This window comes from Pectobacterium polaris (genome assembly GCF_002307355.1).
GTDB classification, from domain to species: Bacteria; Pseudomonadota; Gammaproteobacteria; order Enterobacterales; family Enterobacteriaceae; genus Pectobacterium; species Pectobacterium polare.
Genome location: NZ_CP017481.1, coordinates 4,551,708 through 4,567,777 on the forward strand (window position 1 = coordinate 4,551,708; position 16,070 = coordinate 4,567,777).

At 50.4% G+C, this 16,070-nt stretch carries 15 protein-coding genes, 1 pseudogene and 1 riboswitch; of the genes and pseudogenes, 7 read left to right on the forward strand and 9 right to left on the reverse strand.

Translation table 11 applies throughout. From position 1 onward, the window contains the following. The first annotated feature begins 18 nt into the window (after positions 1 to 18). The 4 genes from BJJ97_RS20530 to yegS all read left to right on the forward strand — a co-directional run bounded on the left by BJJ97_RS20530 (position 19) and on the right by yegS (position 4,683). Positions 19 to 570 (forward strand): GNAT family N-acetyltransferase, encoded by a 552-nt coding sequence (locus BJJ97_RS20530; protein ID WP_095995160.1) that lies wholly within the window; start codon positions 19 to 21, stop codon positions 568 to 570. Between the two features lie 170 nt (positions 571 to 740). Then, on the forward strand, positions 741 to 1,700 hold the full coding sequence (locus BJJ97_RS20535; protein ID WP_095995161.1) for a glutathione S-transferase family protein: 960 nt from the start codon (positions 741 to 743) through the stop codon (positions 1,698 to 1,700). Between the two features lie 211 nt (positions 1,701 to 1,911). Next, positions 1,912 to 3,273: a prephenate-dependent tRNA uridine(34) hydroxylase TrhP gene (trhP, locus tag BJJ97_RS20540; protein ID WP_039486474.1), complete on the forward strand. Its 1,362-nt coding sequence runs from the start codon at positions 1,912 to 1,914 to the stop codon at positions 3,271 to 3,273. A gap of 510 nt (positions 3,274 to 3,783) precedes the next feature. After that, entirely contained in the window at positions 3,784 to 4,683 is a 900-nt protein-coding gene (gene yegS / locus BJJ97_RS20545; protein WP_095995162.1) for a lipid kinase YegS, read from the forward strand. 28 nt (positions 4,684 to 4,711) lie between these two features. Here the strand turns inward: yegS and psiE are convergent, their stop codons facing one another. From psiE to BJJ97_RS22355, 6 genes and pseudogenes are all read right to left on the reverse strand, one after another. Next, positions 4,712 to 5,119 carry a phosphate-starvation-inducible protein PsiE gene (gene psiE, locus BJJ97_RS20550; RefSeq protein WP_039512906.1) on the reverse strand — a complete coding sequence of 136 codons (408 nt, stop codon included), beginning with the start codon at positions 5,117 to 5,119 and terminating at the stop codon, positions 4,712 to 4,714. 153 nt (positions 5,120 to 5,272) lie between these two features. Continuing rightward, positions 5,273 to 6,076, reverse strand: a complete 804-nt coding sequence (gene thiD, locus BJJ97_RS20555) for a bifunctional hydroxymethylpyrimidine kinase/phosphomethylpyrimidine kinase (protein WP_095995163.1) — start codon at positions 6,074 to 6,076, stop codon at positions 5,273 to 5,275. Next, the gene (gene thiM, locus BJJ97_RS20560; protein ID WP_095995164.1) at positions 6,073 to 6,867 is read right to left on the reverse strand and encodes a hydroxyethylthiazole kinase; all 795 of its coding nucleotides are present in this window, start codon (positions 6,865 to 6,867) and stop codon (positions 6,073 to 6,075) included. Before thiM ends, thiD begins: the two co-directional genes overlap by 4 nt. A gap of 37 nt (positions 6,868 to 6,904) precedes the next feature. Beyond that, positions 6,905 to 7,001: riboswitch (TPP riboswitch) on the reverse strand. 348 nt (positions 7,002 to 7,349) lie between these two features. Next, complete coding sequence (locus tag BJJ97_RS20565; protein WP_095995165.1) at positions 7,350 to 8,003, reverse strand: hypothetical protein; 654 nt, start codon at positions 8,001 to 8,003, stop codon at positions 7,350 to 7,352. Positions 8,004 to 8,396: 393 nt separating this feature from the next. Further along, positions 8,397 to 9,131, reverse strand: coding sequence for a hypothetical protein (locus tag BJJ97_RS20570; RefSeq protein ID WP_095995166.1), 735 nt, complete (start codon positions 9,129 to 9,131; stop codon positions 8,397 to 8,399). Positions 9,132 to 9,258: 127 nt separating this feature from the next. Continuing rightward, positions 9,259 to 9,726 (reverse strand): annotated as a pseudogene (locus BJJ97_RS22355) (integrase); the annotation flags it as partial. Positions 9,727 to 9,818: 92 nt separating this feature from the next. Between BJJ97_RS22355 and ahr the strand changes: the two are divergent. Both ahr and BJJ97_RS20585 read left to right on the forward strand, forming a co-directional pair. Beyond that, on the forward strand, positions 9,819 to 10,838 hold the full coding sequence (gene ahr / locus BJJ97_RS20580) for an NADPH-dependent aldehyde reductase Ahr (RefSeq protein ID WP_095995167.1): 1,020 nt from the start codon (positions 9,819 to 9,821) through the stop codon (positions 10,836 to 10,838). 151 nt (positions 10,839 to 10,989) lie between these two features. Continuing rightward, positions 10,990 to 11,913: a GGDEF domain-containing protein gene (locus BJJ97_RS20585; protein WP_095995168.1), complete on the forward strand. Its 924-nt coding sequence runs from the start codon at positions 10,990 to 10,992 to the stop codon at positions 11,911 to 11,913. Between the two features lie 63 nt (positions 11,914 to 11,976). Here BJJ97_RS20585 and BJJ97_RS20590 read toward each other — a convergent pair whose 3' ends face one another. Beyond that, entirely contained in the window at positions 11,977 to 12,792 is an 816-nt protein-coding gene (locus tag BJJ97_RS20590; RefSeq protein WP_095995169.1) for a hypothetical protein, read from the reverse strand. Positions 12,793 to 13,005: 213 nt separating this feature from the next. Further along, on the reverse strand, positions 13,006 to 13,773 hold the full coding sequence (locus BJJ97_RS20595; RefSeq protein ID WP_095995170.1) for a sulfite exporter TauE/SafE family protein: 768 nt from the start codon (positions 13,771 to 13,773) through the stop codon (positions 13,006 to 13,008). Between the two features lie 228 nt (positions 13,774 to 14,001). On the opposite strand from BJJ97_RS20595, the gene BJJ97_RS20600 reads away from it, so the two are divergent. Then, entirely contained in the window at positions 14,002 to 14,904 is a 903-nt protein-coding gene (locus BJJ97_RS20600; RefSeq protein ID WP_095995171.1) for a LysR family transcriptional regulator, read from the forward strand. A 10-nt stretch (positions 14,905 to 14,914) separates the two neighbouring features. On the opposite strand, the gene BJJ97_RS20605 is transcribed toward BJJ97_RS20600, so the two are convergent. Next, positions 14,915 to 15,694, reverse strand: coding sequence for a DUF3750 domain-containing protein (locus BJJ97_RS20605; RefSeq protein ID WP_095995172.1), 780 nt, complete (start codon positions 15,692 to 15,694; stop codon positions 14,915 to 14,917). Between the last annotated feature and the right edge of the window lie 376 nt (positions 15,695 to 16,070).

Below are 16,070 nucleotides of genomic sequence, written 5' to 3' on the forward strand. Positions count from 1 at the left end.
AAAGAGGCTTTCACGATAATGACTGCGCTATTTTCCGAAACCACCAAAATCGAAACTCCTCGCCTGCTGCTGCGCCCACTCTATCGTGATGATGCACCAGCGCTGTTCGTCTTTATGTCCGATCCGGTTGTGATGCGCTTCTGGAACCATCCGCCTTGGCAACACATCGAGCAGGCGCACGACGCGATTGACGAATACTGGAGCGCGCTGTGTGCCGGGCAGCACATGAAGTTGGGTCTGGAAGTTAAAGAAAGCAGCGAGCTGATCGGCACCTGCGTGCTGTTCAACCTTGAGATTGAGTCTAAACGCGCCGAAATCGGCTACTGTCTGGCGGCGAGTGCGCAAGGCAAAGGCTATATGGCGGAAGCGCTCTCTGCGCTGCGGGATTTTGCCTTTGAAACGGCGGGACTCAGCCGGTTGGAAGCCGAAATCGATCCCCGCAACGTGGCCTCAGCCCGCTCGCTGGAACGACTGGGATTCACGCAGGAAGGGCTATTGAAACAGCGTTGGATCGTCGACGGCGAGGTGTCCGACTCTGCGCTATACGGTCTGCTAGCGGCTAAACGTTAGCCAATGCCTTCCCAGTCTGGTCAAAAATACTGTCTGACTTAATGAAAATTTTGTCATTTTCTCTTTTCCCAAGGCTGTTACTCTTTTAAGCCTACAATAATAACGGGTATCACCCCGCACGGCGTGCGGGACTTGGGTCACCTGCAACAGAACGGATAAGGGGAAAAACGATGTCAGGCTTAGTGAATGGCAAATGGGTTAACGGCGATGTCGCAGCGGAAGAGATCAAAAACGGGGCGTTCCACCGTGAAGAAACCAAATTTCGGCAAACCGAGCTGGTGCCAGAAGCCGGTCGTTACCAGCTTTTTGTCTCCTATCTCTGCCCGTGGGCATCGCGCACGCTGATTTTCCGCAAGCTGAAAGGGCTGAAGAACATCATTTCTCTCTCCGTTGCCAACCCGCGCATCGCGGATAACGGCTGGGAATTTGCCACCCCGCAGGATGCCGGCGAGCATGTGGGTGAGATTCACTACCTGCACCAGCTCTACACCGCCAGCGTGCCAGACTATACCGGAAAGGTATCGGTCCCTGTGCTGTGGGATCGGGTAGAGGGACGCATCGTGAATAACGAATCGGCGGACATTATCCGCATGCTGAACAGCGAATTTAACGATCTGACCGGCAACCACCTCGACTTCTATCCATCGGAACTGCGCAGCGAGATCGACCGCTGGAACGAAACCGTGTACCACAACGTCAACAACGGCGTGTATAAGACCGGATTCGCCAAAACGCAGGAACACTATAACGATGCTGTCACCACGCTCTTCGCCACGCTGGACGAATTGGACGAACATCTGGGCAGCCACCGTTATATGCTCGGCGACACGCTGACCGAGGCCGACTGGCGTCTGTTTGTCACGCTGATACGTTTTGACGTGGCCTACCACGGCGCGTTCAAATGTAATCTGAAGCGCATTGCCGACTACCCGAGCCTGTCGAATTACCTGCGCGAGCTGTATCAGTGGCCGGGCGTCGCGGAGACGGTCAATATCGACCACATCAAAGCAGGCTATTACGGTATTGCCTGGCTGAACCCGACGCAGATTATACCGGCTGGCCCACAGGTCGATTTATATCAGCTCCACAACCGCGAAACGTTCGGAAAATCCCGTATCGCGACGCGTTAATCCTGCGTTATCTGGCCTGCTCTATTAATGGCAGGCCATTCTTTATTTAGGTCAAAAAATTGATTTACATCAAACGATTGATTTACGTCAAACAAGGCCCCACATTTCGTATGTCGTCTACTGCAATTTCCCCCTATTAGCGCTAGAATCCTCCGCCTTTACTGCTCCCGCCGTGGAGCAGCCTGACTTGTGATCAGAATCGAGAGATACCATGTTTAAACCGGAACTGCTTTCTCCGGCCGGTACGCTGAAAAATATGCGCTACGCCTTTGCCTATGGCGCGGACGCGATTTATGCCGGTCAACCTCGCTACAGCCTGCGCGTGCGCAATAACGAATTCAACCATCAGACGCTGGCGCAAGCCATTAACGAAGCGCATGAGCTGGGCAAGAAATTCTACGTCGTCGTTAACATCGCGCCGCACAATGCCAAACTGAAAACCTTCCTGCGCGATCTGCAACCCGTGATCGAAATGGGGCCAGATGCGCTGATCATGTCCGATCCGGGCCTGATTATGCTGGTGCGGGAAAACTTCCCACAGATAGATATTCACCTTTCCGTTCAGGCCAACGCGGTCAACTGGGCGACGGTGAAATTCTGGCAGCAAATGGGGCTGACGCGTGTAATTCTGTCCCGCGAACTGTCGCTGGAAGAGATTGCAGAAATCCGCCAGAACGTCCCGGATATGGAACTGGAGATCTTCGTTCACGGCGCGCTGTGCATGGCGTATTCCGGTCGCTGCCTGCTGTCCGGCTACATCAACAAACGCGATCCGAATCAGGGCACCTGCACCAACGCCTGCCGCTGGGAATATAAGGTTCAGGAAGGCAAAGAGGACGAGGTCGGGAATATCGTCCATCAGCACGAACCTATCGCGGTGAAAAACGTTGAACCCGCACTGGGCATCGGCGAACCGACCGACAAAGTCTTTATGCTGGAAGAAAACCTGCGCCCTGGCGAGTACATGAGCGCATTTGAAGATGAGCACGGCACCTACATCATGAACTCCCGCGATCTGCGTGCCATTCAGCACGTTGAACGCCTGACGCAAATGCAGGTTCATTCGCTGAAAATCGAAGGTCGCACCAAGTCATTCTATTATTGCGCCCGTACCGCACAGGTTTATCGTCGTGCCATCGACGACGCTGTCGCAGGTAAACCGTTCGATTCGACGCTACTGGAAACGCTGGAAGGTCTGGCACACCGTGGTTATACCGAGGGCTTCCTGCGTCGCCACGTGCATGAAGATTACCAGAACTACGACTACGGCTATTCCGTTTCCGATCGTCAGCAGTTTGTCGGTGAATTCACCGGCGTGCGCCGCGATGGGCTGGCGGAAGTCAATGTGAAGAACAAATTTTCCTGCGGCGACAGCGTGGAGATGATGACGCCGAACGGCAATATTCAATTCACCATCGACACCATGCAGAATGCCAAAGGGCAACCGACCGATGTCGCGCCGGGTAACGGCCATATCGTCTATCTGCCCGTACCGGACGATGTCTCGCTGGATTATGCGCTACTGCTGCGCAATCTGCCGGGCACCACCACGCGTAATCCTAACGCGGAATAAACCGGTAATATCGCCGGATGTCTCGTACATCCGGCTACCCCGTTCGTCAGCCCCTCTTTCCTTTACGGTATGCCCCCCTATCACCGCACCTTCCCTGCGACGAACAAGAGCGTAAACCACCCAAAGGTATCGTTACAAAGCTCAGGGTTTTTTAACGAATATTAGAAACAGATCACATCAATTCGCTAGCCTTGTGGTTAATATTGCGTCGCTGAGAAAACATAGAACGAAAAATAAGCGTAGTGATACTACTAGGAACCACCTCCTTGGCCAGCTCAATCTCCCTTGAGCTGGCTTTTCTTTTTCTTACGCTCACCCATTTCCCCACCGCAAACATTCACCGATTCTTCTGATATCTGCCTACCGATTTAGTGTCTATGCTTAACTGCAACGTTTCGATATTCACTGCACTATCTGTGAATTAATCTGTCAATTAACCCGTAAATTAACGACCGCTGAATTAACGAAAACACCCAATTAACGACAACATCGCAGCCAGAGAAATAAGACATGGAAAAGAATCCAATCACACTGCTGATTTTGAATGGAAAAAGTGCGGGTAATGAAGAACTTCGCGAAGCGATTGATGCGCTACGCAAGGACGGCTATACGCTGCATGTGCGCGTAACCTGGGAATACGGCGACGCTAAACGCTATGTCGAAGAGGCGATTCAGCTCAGCGCTGATAACGTGATCGCCGCTGGTGGCGACGGTACCGTCAATGAAGTCGCCGCAGCCTTAGCGATGCAGCCGGAAGCGGGGCGTCCTTGCCTGGGAATTGTGCCGCTGGGCACCGCCAACGATTTTGCCACCAGCTGTCAGATTCCAATGGAGATGCACAACGCGCTAACGCTGGCGATCAAAGGCCGCGCCACCGCGATTGATATCGCCAAGGTGAACGACAGCCATTACTTCATCAACATGGCGACTGGCGGATTTGCCACACGCATTACCACCGAAACACCAGCCAAGATGAAGGCTGCGCTCGGGAGCGCCTCATACGTGCTGCACGCACTCTTTCGCATGGACATGCTGCAAGCCGAGCGCTGTGAGATTCGCGGGCCGGATTTTCACTGGTCGGGGGATACGCTGGTTGTCGCGGTAGGAAATGGTCGTCAGGCTGGCGGTGGACAGCAGCTTTGCCCGGAGGCACTGGTCAACGATGGGCTGCTGGAACTGAGCGTGCTGTCGGCAACCGAGCTGCTGCCGAATATGCTGCAAGCCTGGTTCACCGGCAGCGAAAACCAGAACATGATTTCCGCTACCCTGCCGTGGCTAGAGATCACCGCCCCGGACGATATGACGTTTAATCTGGACGGCGAGCCGCTCAGCGCCAAACGCTTCCACATCGAGGTGCTTCCCGCGGCGATTCACTGTCGGCTGCCGCCCCAATGCTCGCTGCTGGAATAGCGGCACGTTTCAACTATTCCTGTTTCTCCTATTCCCGTTTCAGGCGATTACTGTTTGCCAGATACAGCGTAAACACCAGCAGCAGGATCGCCGCGGAATACACCAGCGTATCCGACGGGCTTTTGTGATCGACAATAATCAGGCGAATGATGGCCGTGATGCCGATATAGATAAAGTAACGCAGCGGGAAGTGATAGCCGGACTGGAAATACTTCACGATCAGCGCAATGAACTCAAAATACAGGAAATAGATCACAATGCCTTCTATCAACTGATAGGAGGAATCTTTCTCGCTGGAGATCAGCAGCACTTTCGCCAGATGGAACGTTTCCTTGACTAAAAAAATCACCAGAATGATCGCCAGCACCAGCAGGCCGATATTGAGTATCGTCTGAAGCGCTTTGGCAGCCATCGCACTGCGAGCAGAACCTGCCATATATTATCCCCACATCCTATTTCACATTAACGCCAAGAATTCACAGCAAAGTAACCGGACGAACCGCGTGCTGTCTATGCCGAGCACGCTTAATTTAGTTTGAAATTACTGACAAATATGTCACGCAAAGTACAAGTCAATTTACTTATGGTGCTACCACCAGTGGTGGAAGTGATGAACGGGGCCGATGCCGTGCCCGACCTCCAGCGTGTCGGCCTGCTGTAATGCCTGCTGTAAATAGTCCTTCGCTGCCTTGACCGTCTCGCCCCAGCTATCGTGACGTGGTCGCAGCGCCGCCAGCGCAGCAGACAGCGTGCAGCCAGTACCGTGTGTATGACGAGTATTCACGCGCGGAGAACTAAAACGCAATGGTTCGGCCTGACGGCTGAACAGCCAGTCCGGGCTTTCCGCTTCACTGAGGTGACCGCCTTTCATCAGCACCGCCTGACAGCCCATCGCCAGCAGCGCTTCCCCCTGTTCACGCATTTCCCGCTCGTTAGCGGCGGGTGACGTATTCAGCAGCGCGGCGGCTTCCGGCAAGTTGGGCGTAATCAGGGAAACCAGCGGCAGCAGTTCACGACGGATCGATTCCACCGCCTCCGGCGCGAGTAGCGGATCGCCACTTTTCGCCAACATCACGGTGTCCAGCACCACGAAAGGCACCGCGTAATGACGCAGACGCTCGGCAACGGTTTCGACAATATCAGTCTGCGCCAGCATCCCAATCTTGGCGCTGTCGATACGCACATCGCTCAGCACGGAATCCAGCTGTGCCGCGACAAAATCCGGTTCAATCCGGTAGACGGACTGCACGCCGCGCGTGTTTTGCGCCACCAGCGCGGTAATGACCGAGGTGCCGTAAGCGCCCAGCGCGGAAAAGGCTTTTAAATCCGCCTGAATACCCGCACCGCCGCTCGGATCGGTGCCTGCAATCGTCAACGCATTGATACGCTTCATGCCAGATCCTCCGCGCGCAGGGTATAGAGTCTATCGAGGAAGTTGGGTATAAAACTCCCCGTCCCCTGCGCCACCGAGGCTGCCTGCTGTCCCGCCTGCGCCATGACATAACACGCCGCCGCTACATGCGATAAGCGATCCCCCTCCAGAGAACAGAAACCCGCCACAACCGCCGACAGCGCACAGCCCGTACCGACCACGCGCGTCATCATGCTATCGCCGCCAGTTACCGCGATATCTCGCTCGCCGTCCGTGACATAATCCACCACGCCGGTCACCGCAACAATCGTCCCCACTTGCTGCGCCAGCTCACGTGCGGCAGGGAGCGCCGTCAGCGAATCATCGGCGCTATCCACGCCCCGCCCCTGTGCAGCTAAGCCCGCCAGCGCCATGATTTCAGACGCATTGCCGCGAATCGCCACCGGTTTCCACGCCAGCAGTTCACGGCAGAATTCACTCCGAAAGGTCAAACCGCCTACGGCAACTGGATCGAGCACCCACGGCGTACCCGCCTGATGGGCGCTGTTTACCGCCGCCCGCATCGCCTCAGCGCGCGTGCGTTCCAGCGTCCCGACGTTAATCAGCAGCGCATCGGCCACCGCGCTGAACTGCGCGGCTTCTTCGGGATCGACCACCATTGCAGGCGACGCATTCAGCGCCAGCAGCACATTAGCAGTAAAAGATTGCACCACATCATTGGTCAGACAGTGCACCAACGGCGAAGCAGAACGGAATTGGGTCAGTGATGTTGCTGCCTGAGCGGCAGAAAAGTCGGCGGGTCGCGTATTCATAAGTCTCCCAACCGGCGCGGAAGAAGGCGGCAACCGGTGGGGCATACCGTGACTTCCCTACGCTGGCATTATCCAGATCAGGTGGTACGGGTATTTCTCAGCCTTCACAAAGAAGGGCACCCCGAGTCATTTAAAATCAAAATGTTGCGATTAACGTCCCGTTAATCCCTGTTCTGGATCATGCCAGCGGGAAGCTAAAGACTCAACCCTAAAAAATGCTCAGTGTCCCAACTTGTGTCCCAAAAAAGAAATTCCAGAGGCAATGAAAAGGCGAACCAAATGGCTCGCCTTTCTACTTTTCAATAATACAATCATTGATCGTATAGAGCACTATATAAAACAGTATTAATCGTAAACTGAATTGATAAAGGGACGGAGCCTTGCTACCAATAATAGAACATGGTGAATAAGAAAAAAAAAGACTTCGTATTTTCTTTAAGAATCAGATCTACGTCAGATGGTAAGCTTGATTATTAACTATGTTATTTTTTGTCGGTTATAGCAGGAACACCTTTGATAGTAAATCTTTTTTCGCCCCCATAATATAAGGGTGATTTAAAGTATGGCCCTTTATTTACCATATAGGCTGACTGTATTAAATTATCGATTGCCTCTGCTAACCCCTCCTCTAAAAAAGCGAAAGAATCATCACCTTGCGGATAACCTTCAGTCTCAATTTTACAGGCGATATGAGGATGATTGATACAATCAATCAGGTATCTTTCAAATGCATCTCGGGGAAGTGCCAAACCAAACTCCCTCCATGCATACTTTCGTCCCCAATAATAGCCTTCAACCTCATCATGTTTAACTCTTACGTCATTTTTTCCTTTATTTTCATCATGTTTTTGCTTAGACATATTACGAGCATATTGATAGCTAAAGTCCTTATCTAAGACCGAACATTTAGATAAACATGATTGGTCTATAATCTTTACGCCTTCAACCTCCTCAGTATACCCAATATTATATCTTTCACCTTCAGTAACTATATCCTCTGCATTTGCCTCAAATTGGTATATTGTATCTGTAGTCGCAGGTTGAAAAACATGCAGATAACGACCATTACCCAAATCAATTTTTTGGTAATTTGTAACGATTAAATCATGGATGGTTTTTAGTTCACGTGACTTCATAAAATAACCTTATATGAAATAACTCACAAAAAAAATTTAAAAATCAATCTATTATTTAGCTAGCTTTGAATAGCTTTCAAGGCTATAATTTCCGTGTTGAAATAAAAATTTCTTTAGGGCGAGATATAATCCTCTTTAGTTTTTTGATCAACTTTATAGTAATCGAAAATAATTTCTTGTGGGCACGTAATCGCCATCAACCAAGAAGCTATTAACTTCTGATAAAAAATTATCTAACCTGTCACACACGGTCGTAGGTAGATCAAAATCAACAATTTGATGAGTGCATTCACGATCACGCCATACTGCAATTTCAACTAAATTTAGATCTGACATACTAACCTATTTCCCCATGAATAATATTGACAACGAACACGTAAATACTAACTTTAGTTACTTGCAGCCTTCTAAATTCTTGACTAATTCATTTCTTTCTTTTAACAAATCATCGTGTATTTTTTTCGACATGGGCTCGGTGAGATCAAATGCAAACTCTCCTAGATTTATATTTTTAACCCCATCAATAAGTGCTGTTTTAACAAGTTCTCTATCATTCGTATCATTTACGTTATCCATCAACTCAAGGATATTATTATGCAATTCCAAGAATGAATGATATATAGACATAACAGAATTTTTTTTGTGTGATTTCGTTTTATAGCTAATTTCATTTATTTTTTTATTGATATTTTCAAGCGAACCGACGATACCCTTTCTGGCCTCAACTCTAATAATTTCATTTTTACTCCTAGATTTAGTCTGGAATAAAACCTCAGCATTGACAACATCACTGAGTCTGGCGACATCAGAAACTATTGTTTTTATTCCTTCCCTATATGAAGAGTAGTTTGTTATAAAATTACCAACTGGATTAAGAGCATTTAGTAAAATACAAACACTCCCGTAGGCAGTAATACGTGCTTTAATAGAACCATCTTCAAAGGAAACATCGATATCAACATCGTCATAAAGAAAGAACTTCATCCTCTCTTCTGCATGTTTTATTATTATATTTTTTATCCTTTCAATAGCTTCTTGTTTCTCTTTCCCTTTTACAGTCGAAAGCCACTCAGGCTCTACATGTACATATGATTGGCTAAGAATGTTACTATTGATATAATCAGCCATAGTAATCCTTTAAATGTAATGAGTTAGGTTCTAAATCTATAAGGTTTTCCCGCTGCAGTGCACCTAGAAATTTCAACTACCACCGTGCAAACAGGCCAAATAGCCGATATACAACGGATTTAATGCTTTAGACCCAATTTAGTCTATCAATTACATAACAGACAGTATGTAATAGAAAGTTATGCACGCACCTATTTGCGATATCCATCACACTTTTCTCATGCCCAACCACCTGCTGCAAGTGCGCCAAGTTACCAACACAGCCAGCTAAACAGGTTGAAATCATGGTATGCCAGAAACCGTGCACCTATCGCCTCTGTCCATAATCATCAAGACATGGGATGCCAAGCTGATCGCGTACATCAGCCAAGACCTTACCTATCTTCGGCATGTTTTTACCCGATACAGGCGCAAAGGTTTTCTATTTCCGCTTCCGATTAACAAAATCGAGGAAACCCCATTCAATCAGTTTGGGGGGGTTCACAACTTGCCAAGTGGCATTCTCGGTTTACCCTCCCTCCTTCTTACCTCGAATACACTAATACAACGAGAGCCACTTCTGCCAACCATCAGGCTGCTTGAACGCCCACTCGACACAAAATGAAAAACCACAGGCACGTTGTGACATAGAGAAAAATGCCATAACCCTTTAGACTGGTTAATCAAACCCATACTGAGGAAATTGTGATGACGATGATAAAGAGTTATGCCGCACCGGAAGCAGGCGCAGCGCTGGAGTTGTATGAGTTTGATGCCGGTGAACTGCAAGCGGAAGACGTAGAAGTCACGGTTGATTACTGTGGCGTGTGCCATTCCGACCTGTCGATGATCGATAACGAATGGGGCATGTCGAGCTATCCGCTGGTTGCCGGGCATGAAATCATTGGCCGTGTACACGCACTGGGTGACGCGGCGAAGAACAAAGGATTGAAGGTTGGTCAGCGCGTCGGCATTGGCTGGACAGCACGCAGCTGTGGGCACTGCGATGCCTGTATCAGCGGTAGCCAAACCAACTGTCAGCAAGGTAGCGTGCCGACAATCCTGAATAAAGGCGGTTTTGCCGATAAAATCCGTGCGAACTGGCAGTGGGCTATCCCGCTTCCTGATTCCATTGATATCGAATCGGCGGGTCCGTTGCTGTGCGGCGGCATCACCGTGTTCAAACCGCTGTTAATGCACCATGTCACTGCGACCAGCCGCGTCGGCGTGATCGGTATCGGTGGCCTGGGTCACATCGCGATTAAGCTCCTGCACGCGATGGGCTGTGAAGTCACCGCGTTCAGCTCGAACCCAGCAAAAGAGCAAGAAGTGCTGGCGATGGGTGCCGATAAGGTCGTTAATAGCCGCGATCCGCAGGCGCTGACCGCACTGGCAGGCCAGTTCGATCTCATCATCAATACCGTGAGCGTCGATCTGGAATGGCAACCCTACTTCAACGCGCTCGCCTATAACGGGAAGTTCCATACCGTCGGCGCGGTGATGAAGCCATTCAGCGTTCCGGCCTTCACGCTTATCGCGGGCGACCGCAGCGTTTCTGGTTCATCTACCGGTTCACCGCATGAGCTGCGTTCCCTGATGAAGCTCGCCGCGCGCGCCAACGTGAAACCGCAGACGGAACTGTTCCCAATGTCGAAAATTAACGAAGCCATCCAGCACGTACGTGACGGCAAAGCCCGCTACCGCGTTGTACTGAAAGCCGATTTCTAATCGGTAAAGACGCCTGAGCCATCAGGCGTCTGCTTTTGCAGCATCAGCCCGCCCTACGTCATTCTCTGGAGTACCCACCGGTTGCATAATACTGAATCTATTCAATCTGTTTCATGATAGGATTAAAAGGTGATACAAGAGGAGGTGAGTGATGCCTTTTAAACAATATGATCATGATTTCATTGATAAAAATAAGAAGGCGTCTTATTCCATAAGGCTCGCCCTGTTATCGTCAGCGCTGATCGTTATATTTAATGTCCTATTCTTAAAGCATCGAGATTTTCAGGAGCAGTTGCACAACAATCCTGGGTCTTATACCGATGCGATCGCACTGGTTTTTCTTTTTTTTATCCTATCTTGTACCAGTAAAATATCACTTAACCATACTTCGGCTTTATCCATTCGCCTCGGGCTACACGTATGGATATGCTCTGCCACGTTTGATTTTATGGATGAATTTGTTTATCAGACTAAATTCATTGGATATTACGTTGAGGATTTACTGAGAATTATTGGGATGTTTGGCGTCGGGTTTGGCGTGTATAACCTGATCTATAAAATCAACGATAAGTACATCGAAGCAAAAATACAGTCATTCAGCGATGAACTTACCCAGCTTCCTAATCGTCGATTTTTTATTAATGAATTAAAAAAGCTCGAAGCGAAATCGCCCTATTTATTTATTATCGATATCGATAATTTCAAAGTCATCAATGATAAATATGGACACATAAAAGGCGACGAAGTATTAAGTAAATTCGGCCATATTCTTTCCCGCTTCGATAACAGTGAGGTGGTGGCGACCCGAATCGGGGGCGAAGAGTTTGCGATTATTCTGTATTCCGGAACACAGGATCGGGCAGAGGCGCTGGCAAGAGAAGTATTAAAAAACGCGAGCAAAATCATTATTAAAAACAGGCATCACTTTTCCGTTAGTATTGGTGCCGGCCAAAAACAGCCTCAGGAGCCCACAGAACACTTCATGAAACGCGTGGATGTCGCCCTGTACCAAGCCAAAAACACGGGTAAAGGCAAGGTTGAATGGGCGCTGGAACCGACAGAAAAAACGCTGTAGACCAACGCCACTTATATAAACGGGATAGCACTATCCCGTTTATTTTCTTTTTTTATATTTTAGCTAAGCAGGTCGAGTATTGCCGGGGCACACGAGCTGTTTACTTTTAATATGGTAAACCTCGACATCAGGACGCGTGAAGAAGGCAATTTCCCACGGGTTCTTAGCGACGAATTCATGCCGCACTTTTTCATAGAGCGGATTGTCGCGCGCGATAATAAACGCTTCCCCTTCGATAATGGTGTAGTTCCATTCAATGGTCCGCTCGAAGGTATAATGACTGCGTTCATCCATCGCAAAAAAGCAGTGTGGATTACGTTTGAGCAGCTGAGATTTAAAGGTCTCGGGGAATGTAATCAGGAAGATATCGTTATCCACGGACGACAGGAACGCCAGCACCGTGGTATGCGGCTGTTCGGCGGCCATCGTAATTAATACGCCGACCTTATTGGAGAAATCCTGCTTTTCCATCTGCGGAAAATCGACCATCGGCGTCAGCGGCACCGGTTTTGACGGACGGTTATCTTGCGGAAACTGATAGCCCGGTTCGCGAATATCCAGCACAGGCGTGAAACCATGCAGGAGCTGGCACTCTCGCGGTTCCAGCACGACCCAATCTCCGTCACTGACGACGACGCGCCCTTTGTAAGAAGCACGATAGACCTGAATATTGGCATCAAATTCATCAACCCCGGAGCGGTTATCAAGGTGAATAGTTGCCAGATCGCCAACGGCAAACTCATGCCCGTGTGGGAAAAAAACGCGCAGGCTGTTATCCGCATTGGGATAGACGCCGCAAATATGGATGACCACACCATCCTGCTTATAACCCGCCAGTACACCGAGAGTTTGCTTTCCTAGATAGCTCACGAGACTCATACATCACGCCTTATTCAGATTGGGCTTCAGAGAGGACGCGGCCCAACTTCACTCGGGCCGTTCCAGCAGCGGTTAGGAAACTGAGACATCATTCACGCTAACCGCATCACTTCCTACCTATCAACGGAGAAAGCGCTGAAAACTTTAAGCTGAATACCTGTCTATTTAAAGAAATAAGTATGAGTAACAGCGCTAACCCTCGTTCTCACCGCATTATTTCACCGCCAACATGGTGATTCCCACGCCGACGAGCACCAGACAAAACGCGCCGCGTAGGTAAGCAACCGGCATCTTGTGCGCCAGAGCGACGCCCCAGGACACGCTGAAGATCCCGCCCAGCGCCAGCGGCAGGCCGATACTCCAGTCAACGTTGCCAGCCTGCGAGTAGGAAAGCAGCGCCGCCAGTGCGCCCGGCACCACGAGAATCAGCGCCATGCCCTGTGCCTGCGTTTGAGCAAAGGCAAACAGCGTGACCAGCACAGGCACCACCACCAGCCCACCACCGACGGTAAAAATGCCCGACATAAACCCGCTCGCCACGCCGAGCAGCGGCAGGTATTTGGTCGACAGCACAATGTCCGAGGCATGGTTACGCTGTTTGTTGTACCACTGAAACATGTAGTACGCCGCCAGCACCAGCAGGAAGATGGCAAAGGCATTCTGGAGGTGATGAACATCAATCGACGAGGCAATGTGTGCAGCAAAATAGGCAGATATCGACGCAAACACGCACATGGTCAGCGCAATCCGCGTATCTATGCGGTTACGCTGGCGGTAACGCAAAAAACCGATCAGCACATTGGGCGTAATCATCACCAGCGCCGTTCCCTGCGCCAGATGCTGATCCATACCAAAGAGTATTCCCAACACCGGAATCGCGATCAATCCGCCGCCAATCCCCAGCATACCGCCACAAACCCCCAGCCCTACTCCCAAAAACAAACACAGCAACATATCGCTTAACATCATTAGACTGAACATAACGCAACCAGATAACCCATCGGGCAAAAATAGAGAGAGGACAACGCCATCCTAGGCGCAGAGCCGCGTTTTGATAATCCCTGAATACTCAATGACCCTTTCCTGTCAGGAAAACCATCCGCCGTGCTACATTACAGCGTGACATAAGAAATGTGCCCGCATGCTGCGCGGTATCAATACGCCAGTCATTGGCTCGCTTTCTGCTCTGCTGAGGACGCTAGATACACCATGATTAACCCGACGCACTTTGACCTCCAGTCGCTCCGCATCTTTTTGCAGGTTGCCCAAACCGGCAGCCTGACCAAAGCCGCAGAAAAGTTCCACATCACGCTTTCTGCCCTGAGCAAGCGTATCGCTGAACTGGAGCGTACCGTGGACTGTGCGTTATTCATCCGAATGCCGCGCGGCCTGACGTTAACCCCAGCAGGCAAGGAGTTGGTGAATCACGCGCGTAATGTGTTGAGCAACGTGGAACGTATGGCGAGTGAGATGAATGACTACGCCGTTGGCGTGCGCGGCCACGTACACATGTGGGCGAACACCTCGGCGATTATTCAGTTTCTTCCGCAGGATTTGGCATCATTCCTTCTGGCCCGACCGCTCATTCGTATTAACCTGGAGGAAAAGCTCAGTAAGACCGTAGTAACGGCGCTGGCGATGGGAGAAGCGGATATCGGCATCTTCGCTGACAATGTCGGCTCGCAGGGGGTCGAGAAGATTCCTTATCGTCAGGATAAGCTTGTCGTACTCGTTCCGCCCCAGCACCCGCTTTCCGCGCGACCAGAAGTCAGCTTTAACGAGACACTGGATTACGACTACGTCGGTCTCAATAATGGCAGTTCGTTGCTGAAACAGCTGAAAGATGCCTCGGATGAACTGGGGAGAGTGCTGCGCCTGCGGGTACAGGTCAGCAGCTTTGACGGGATTTGTCGCATGATCGAAGCGGGGCTGGGGATCAGCGTCTTGCCGGAGGGCGCGATTCGCCCTGGAGTGCTCGGCACTGGGTTACGCGCCATCAGCCTCACCGATGAGTGGGCTTCACGACAGCTCTGGCTGGGCGTGAAATCCGGCGCGACATTGCAACCCGAAGTCGCTAATCTGCTGACACACCTGCGGCAATGCGGCGCGTAAAGGTGAAGCGCTACCCTCGGCCCTCTTCACTGCCCGTTTTTTCATAGCCGAGGCGGCCAACAAAGGGTAAACGCAGCGCAGGCGGGTTCATATCCACACCCATGTTTAGCCCCAGAATGTTGGCCTCAATTCCCTCTTCCAGGCCCATCGTGATACCCAGCACGCCTAGCAGCGAAATCTGCACACCGCTTCCCGACGGCGACAGCCCAACCGGTCGCGTGATCGGGCGGTAATCTTTGCCAATGGCATTAGCGGGCATATCCAGCTTGAGCGCGGGCACTTCGCGGCCAATGTGTGCGAGAAACGTATTGCTGTTCGGCCCCGGCCAAGCGTGATAGGTATTCGGCCACGGATAGCTTTTGATCGCGGCCTCAATCTGCGGAATCATGGCTTCCGCTTTATCACCACGGTGCTCCACCAGCAGTTTCGGTTTCGCTCCATACCAATACGCATCCGCCACCGAACGGTTAAGACGGACGACGTTGTCACTCCCCCAGCTCACTACTTCATAGCGGCGATATTGCGTTTCCCCCGCGTTCTTGAAAATGATCCACGGATGTACCGCCACCAGCCCGCGCCAGCCGTAAGTCGGCGCAGCATAAACCTGGACGATAGCAGTCTGGCGAAATTGCACAGGGTTCGGCGCTAAGCCGGAAGAATCACGTTTGGCAGACCACCAACTTTGCCCATTAAACGTTTCGCCGTTACGCGTTGACTGCGCCCAGCTTTGCCAAAAAGACAACAACAGCACACAAATAAACCCAATCCCCAAGAATTTGAGGTACGTCATAGGCCAGATAGCTCACTGAAAAAGAGGGAACGGAATCGATACGCCTGCAGGTGAGAGCCCACAGTGAAAATCGGTCAAAAAATCACGCCACCAGTGTACTGCCAGTTGGCGGTTAGGTTAAGCGCTGGGTGAAATATTGACCTATTTTTACGTTGTGTGGGTAAGCCGACAACCGTCTCAACGCGTGTTATACAACGCTCGTTTTAATGCGGGGCTTGGTTGAAAATAAACCTAAAATAAACGGACCGTCAAAAAATACAGCTCCATTGAATAATAATAAATAAACTAATCATCATACATCGTTATATTTATTTTTATAGCTACCACCTCCCATAAATAAATCACTGACTATAATCAGCAGTAATATTAGTGAACT

Excerpts from the sequence above, each read along its gene's own strand:
- BJJ97_RS20530 (WP_095995160.1), top strand. The coding sequence starts at position 19 with ATGACTGCGCTATTTTCCGAAACCACCAAAATCGAAACTCCTCGCCTG.
- BJJ97_RS20535 (WP_095995161.1), top strand. The coding sequence starts at position 741 with ATGTCAGGCTTAGTGAATGGCAAATGGGTTAACGGCGATGTCGCAGCG.
- trhP (WP_039486474.1), top strand. The coding sequence starts at position 1,912 with ATGTTTAAACCGGAACTGCTTTCTCCGGCCGGTACGCTGAAAAATATG.
- yegS (WP_095995162.1), top strand. The coding sequence starts at position 3,784 with ATGGAAAAGAATCCAATCACACTGCTGATTTTGAATGGAAAAAGTGCG.
- psiE (WP_039512906.1), bottom strand. The coding sequence starts at position 5,119 with ATGGCAGGTTCTGCTCGCAGTGCGATGGCTGCCAAAGCGCTTCAGACG.
- thiD (WP_095995163.1), bottom strand. The coding sequence starts at position 6,076 with ATGAAGCGTATCAATGCGTTGACGATTGCAGGCACCGATCCGAGCGGC.
- thiM (WP_095995164.1), bottom strand. The coding sequence starts at position 6,867 with ATGAATACGCGACCCGCCGACTTTTCTGCCGCTCAGGCAGCAACATCA.
- BJJ97_RS20565 (WP_095995165.1), bottom strand. The coding sequence starts at position 8,003 with ATGAAGTCACGTGAACTAAAAACCATCCATGATTTAATCGTTACAAAT.
- BJJ97_RS20570 (WP_095995166.1), bottom strand. The coding sequence starts at position 9,131 with ATGGCTGATTATATCAATAGTAACATTCTTAGCCAATCATATGTACAT.
- ahr (WP_095995167.1), top strand. The coding sequence starts at position 9,819 with ATGACGATGATAAAGAGTTATGCCGCACCGGAAGCAGGCGCAGCGCTG.
- BJJ97_RS20585 (WP_095995168.1), top strand. The coding sequence starts at position 10,990 with ATGCCTTTTAAACAATATGATCATGATTTCATTGATAAAAATAAGAAG.
- BJJ97_RS20590 (WP_095995169.1), bottom strand. The coding sequence starts at position 12,792 with ATGAGTCTCGTGAGCTATCTAGGAAAGCAAACTCTCGGTGTACTGGCG.
- BJJ97_RS20595 (WP_095995170.1), bottom strand. The coding sequence starts at position 13,773 with ATGTTCAGTCTAATGATGTTAAGCGATATGTTGCTGTGTTTGTTTTTG.
- BJJ97_RS20600 (WP_095995171.1), top strand. The coding sequence starts at position 14,002 with ATGATTAACCCGACGCACTTTGACCTCCAGTCGCTCCGCATCTTTTTG.
- BJJ97_RS20605 (WP_095995172.1), bottom strand. The coding sequence starts at position 15,694 with ATGACGTACCTCAAATTCTTGGGGATTGGGTTTATTTGTGTGCTGTTG.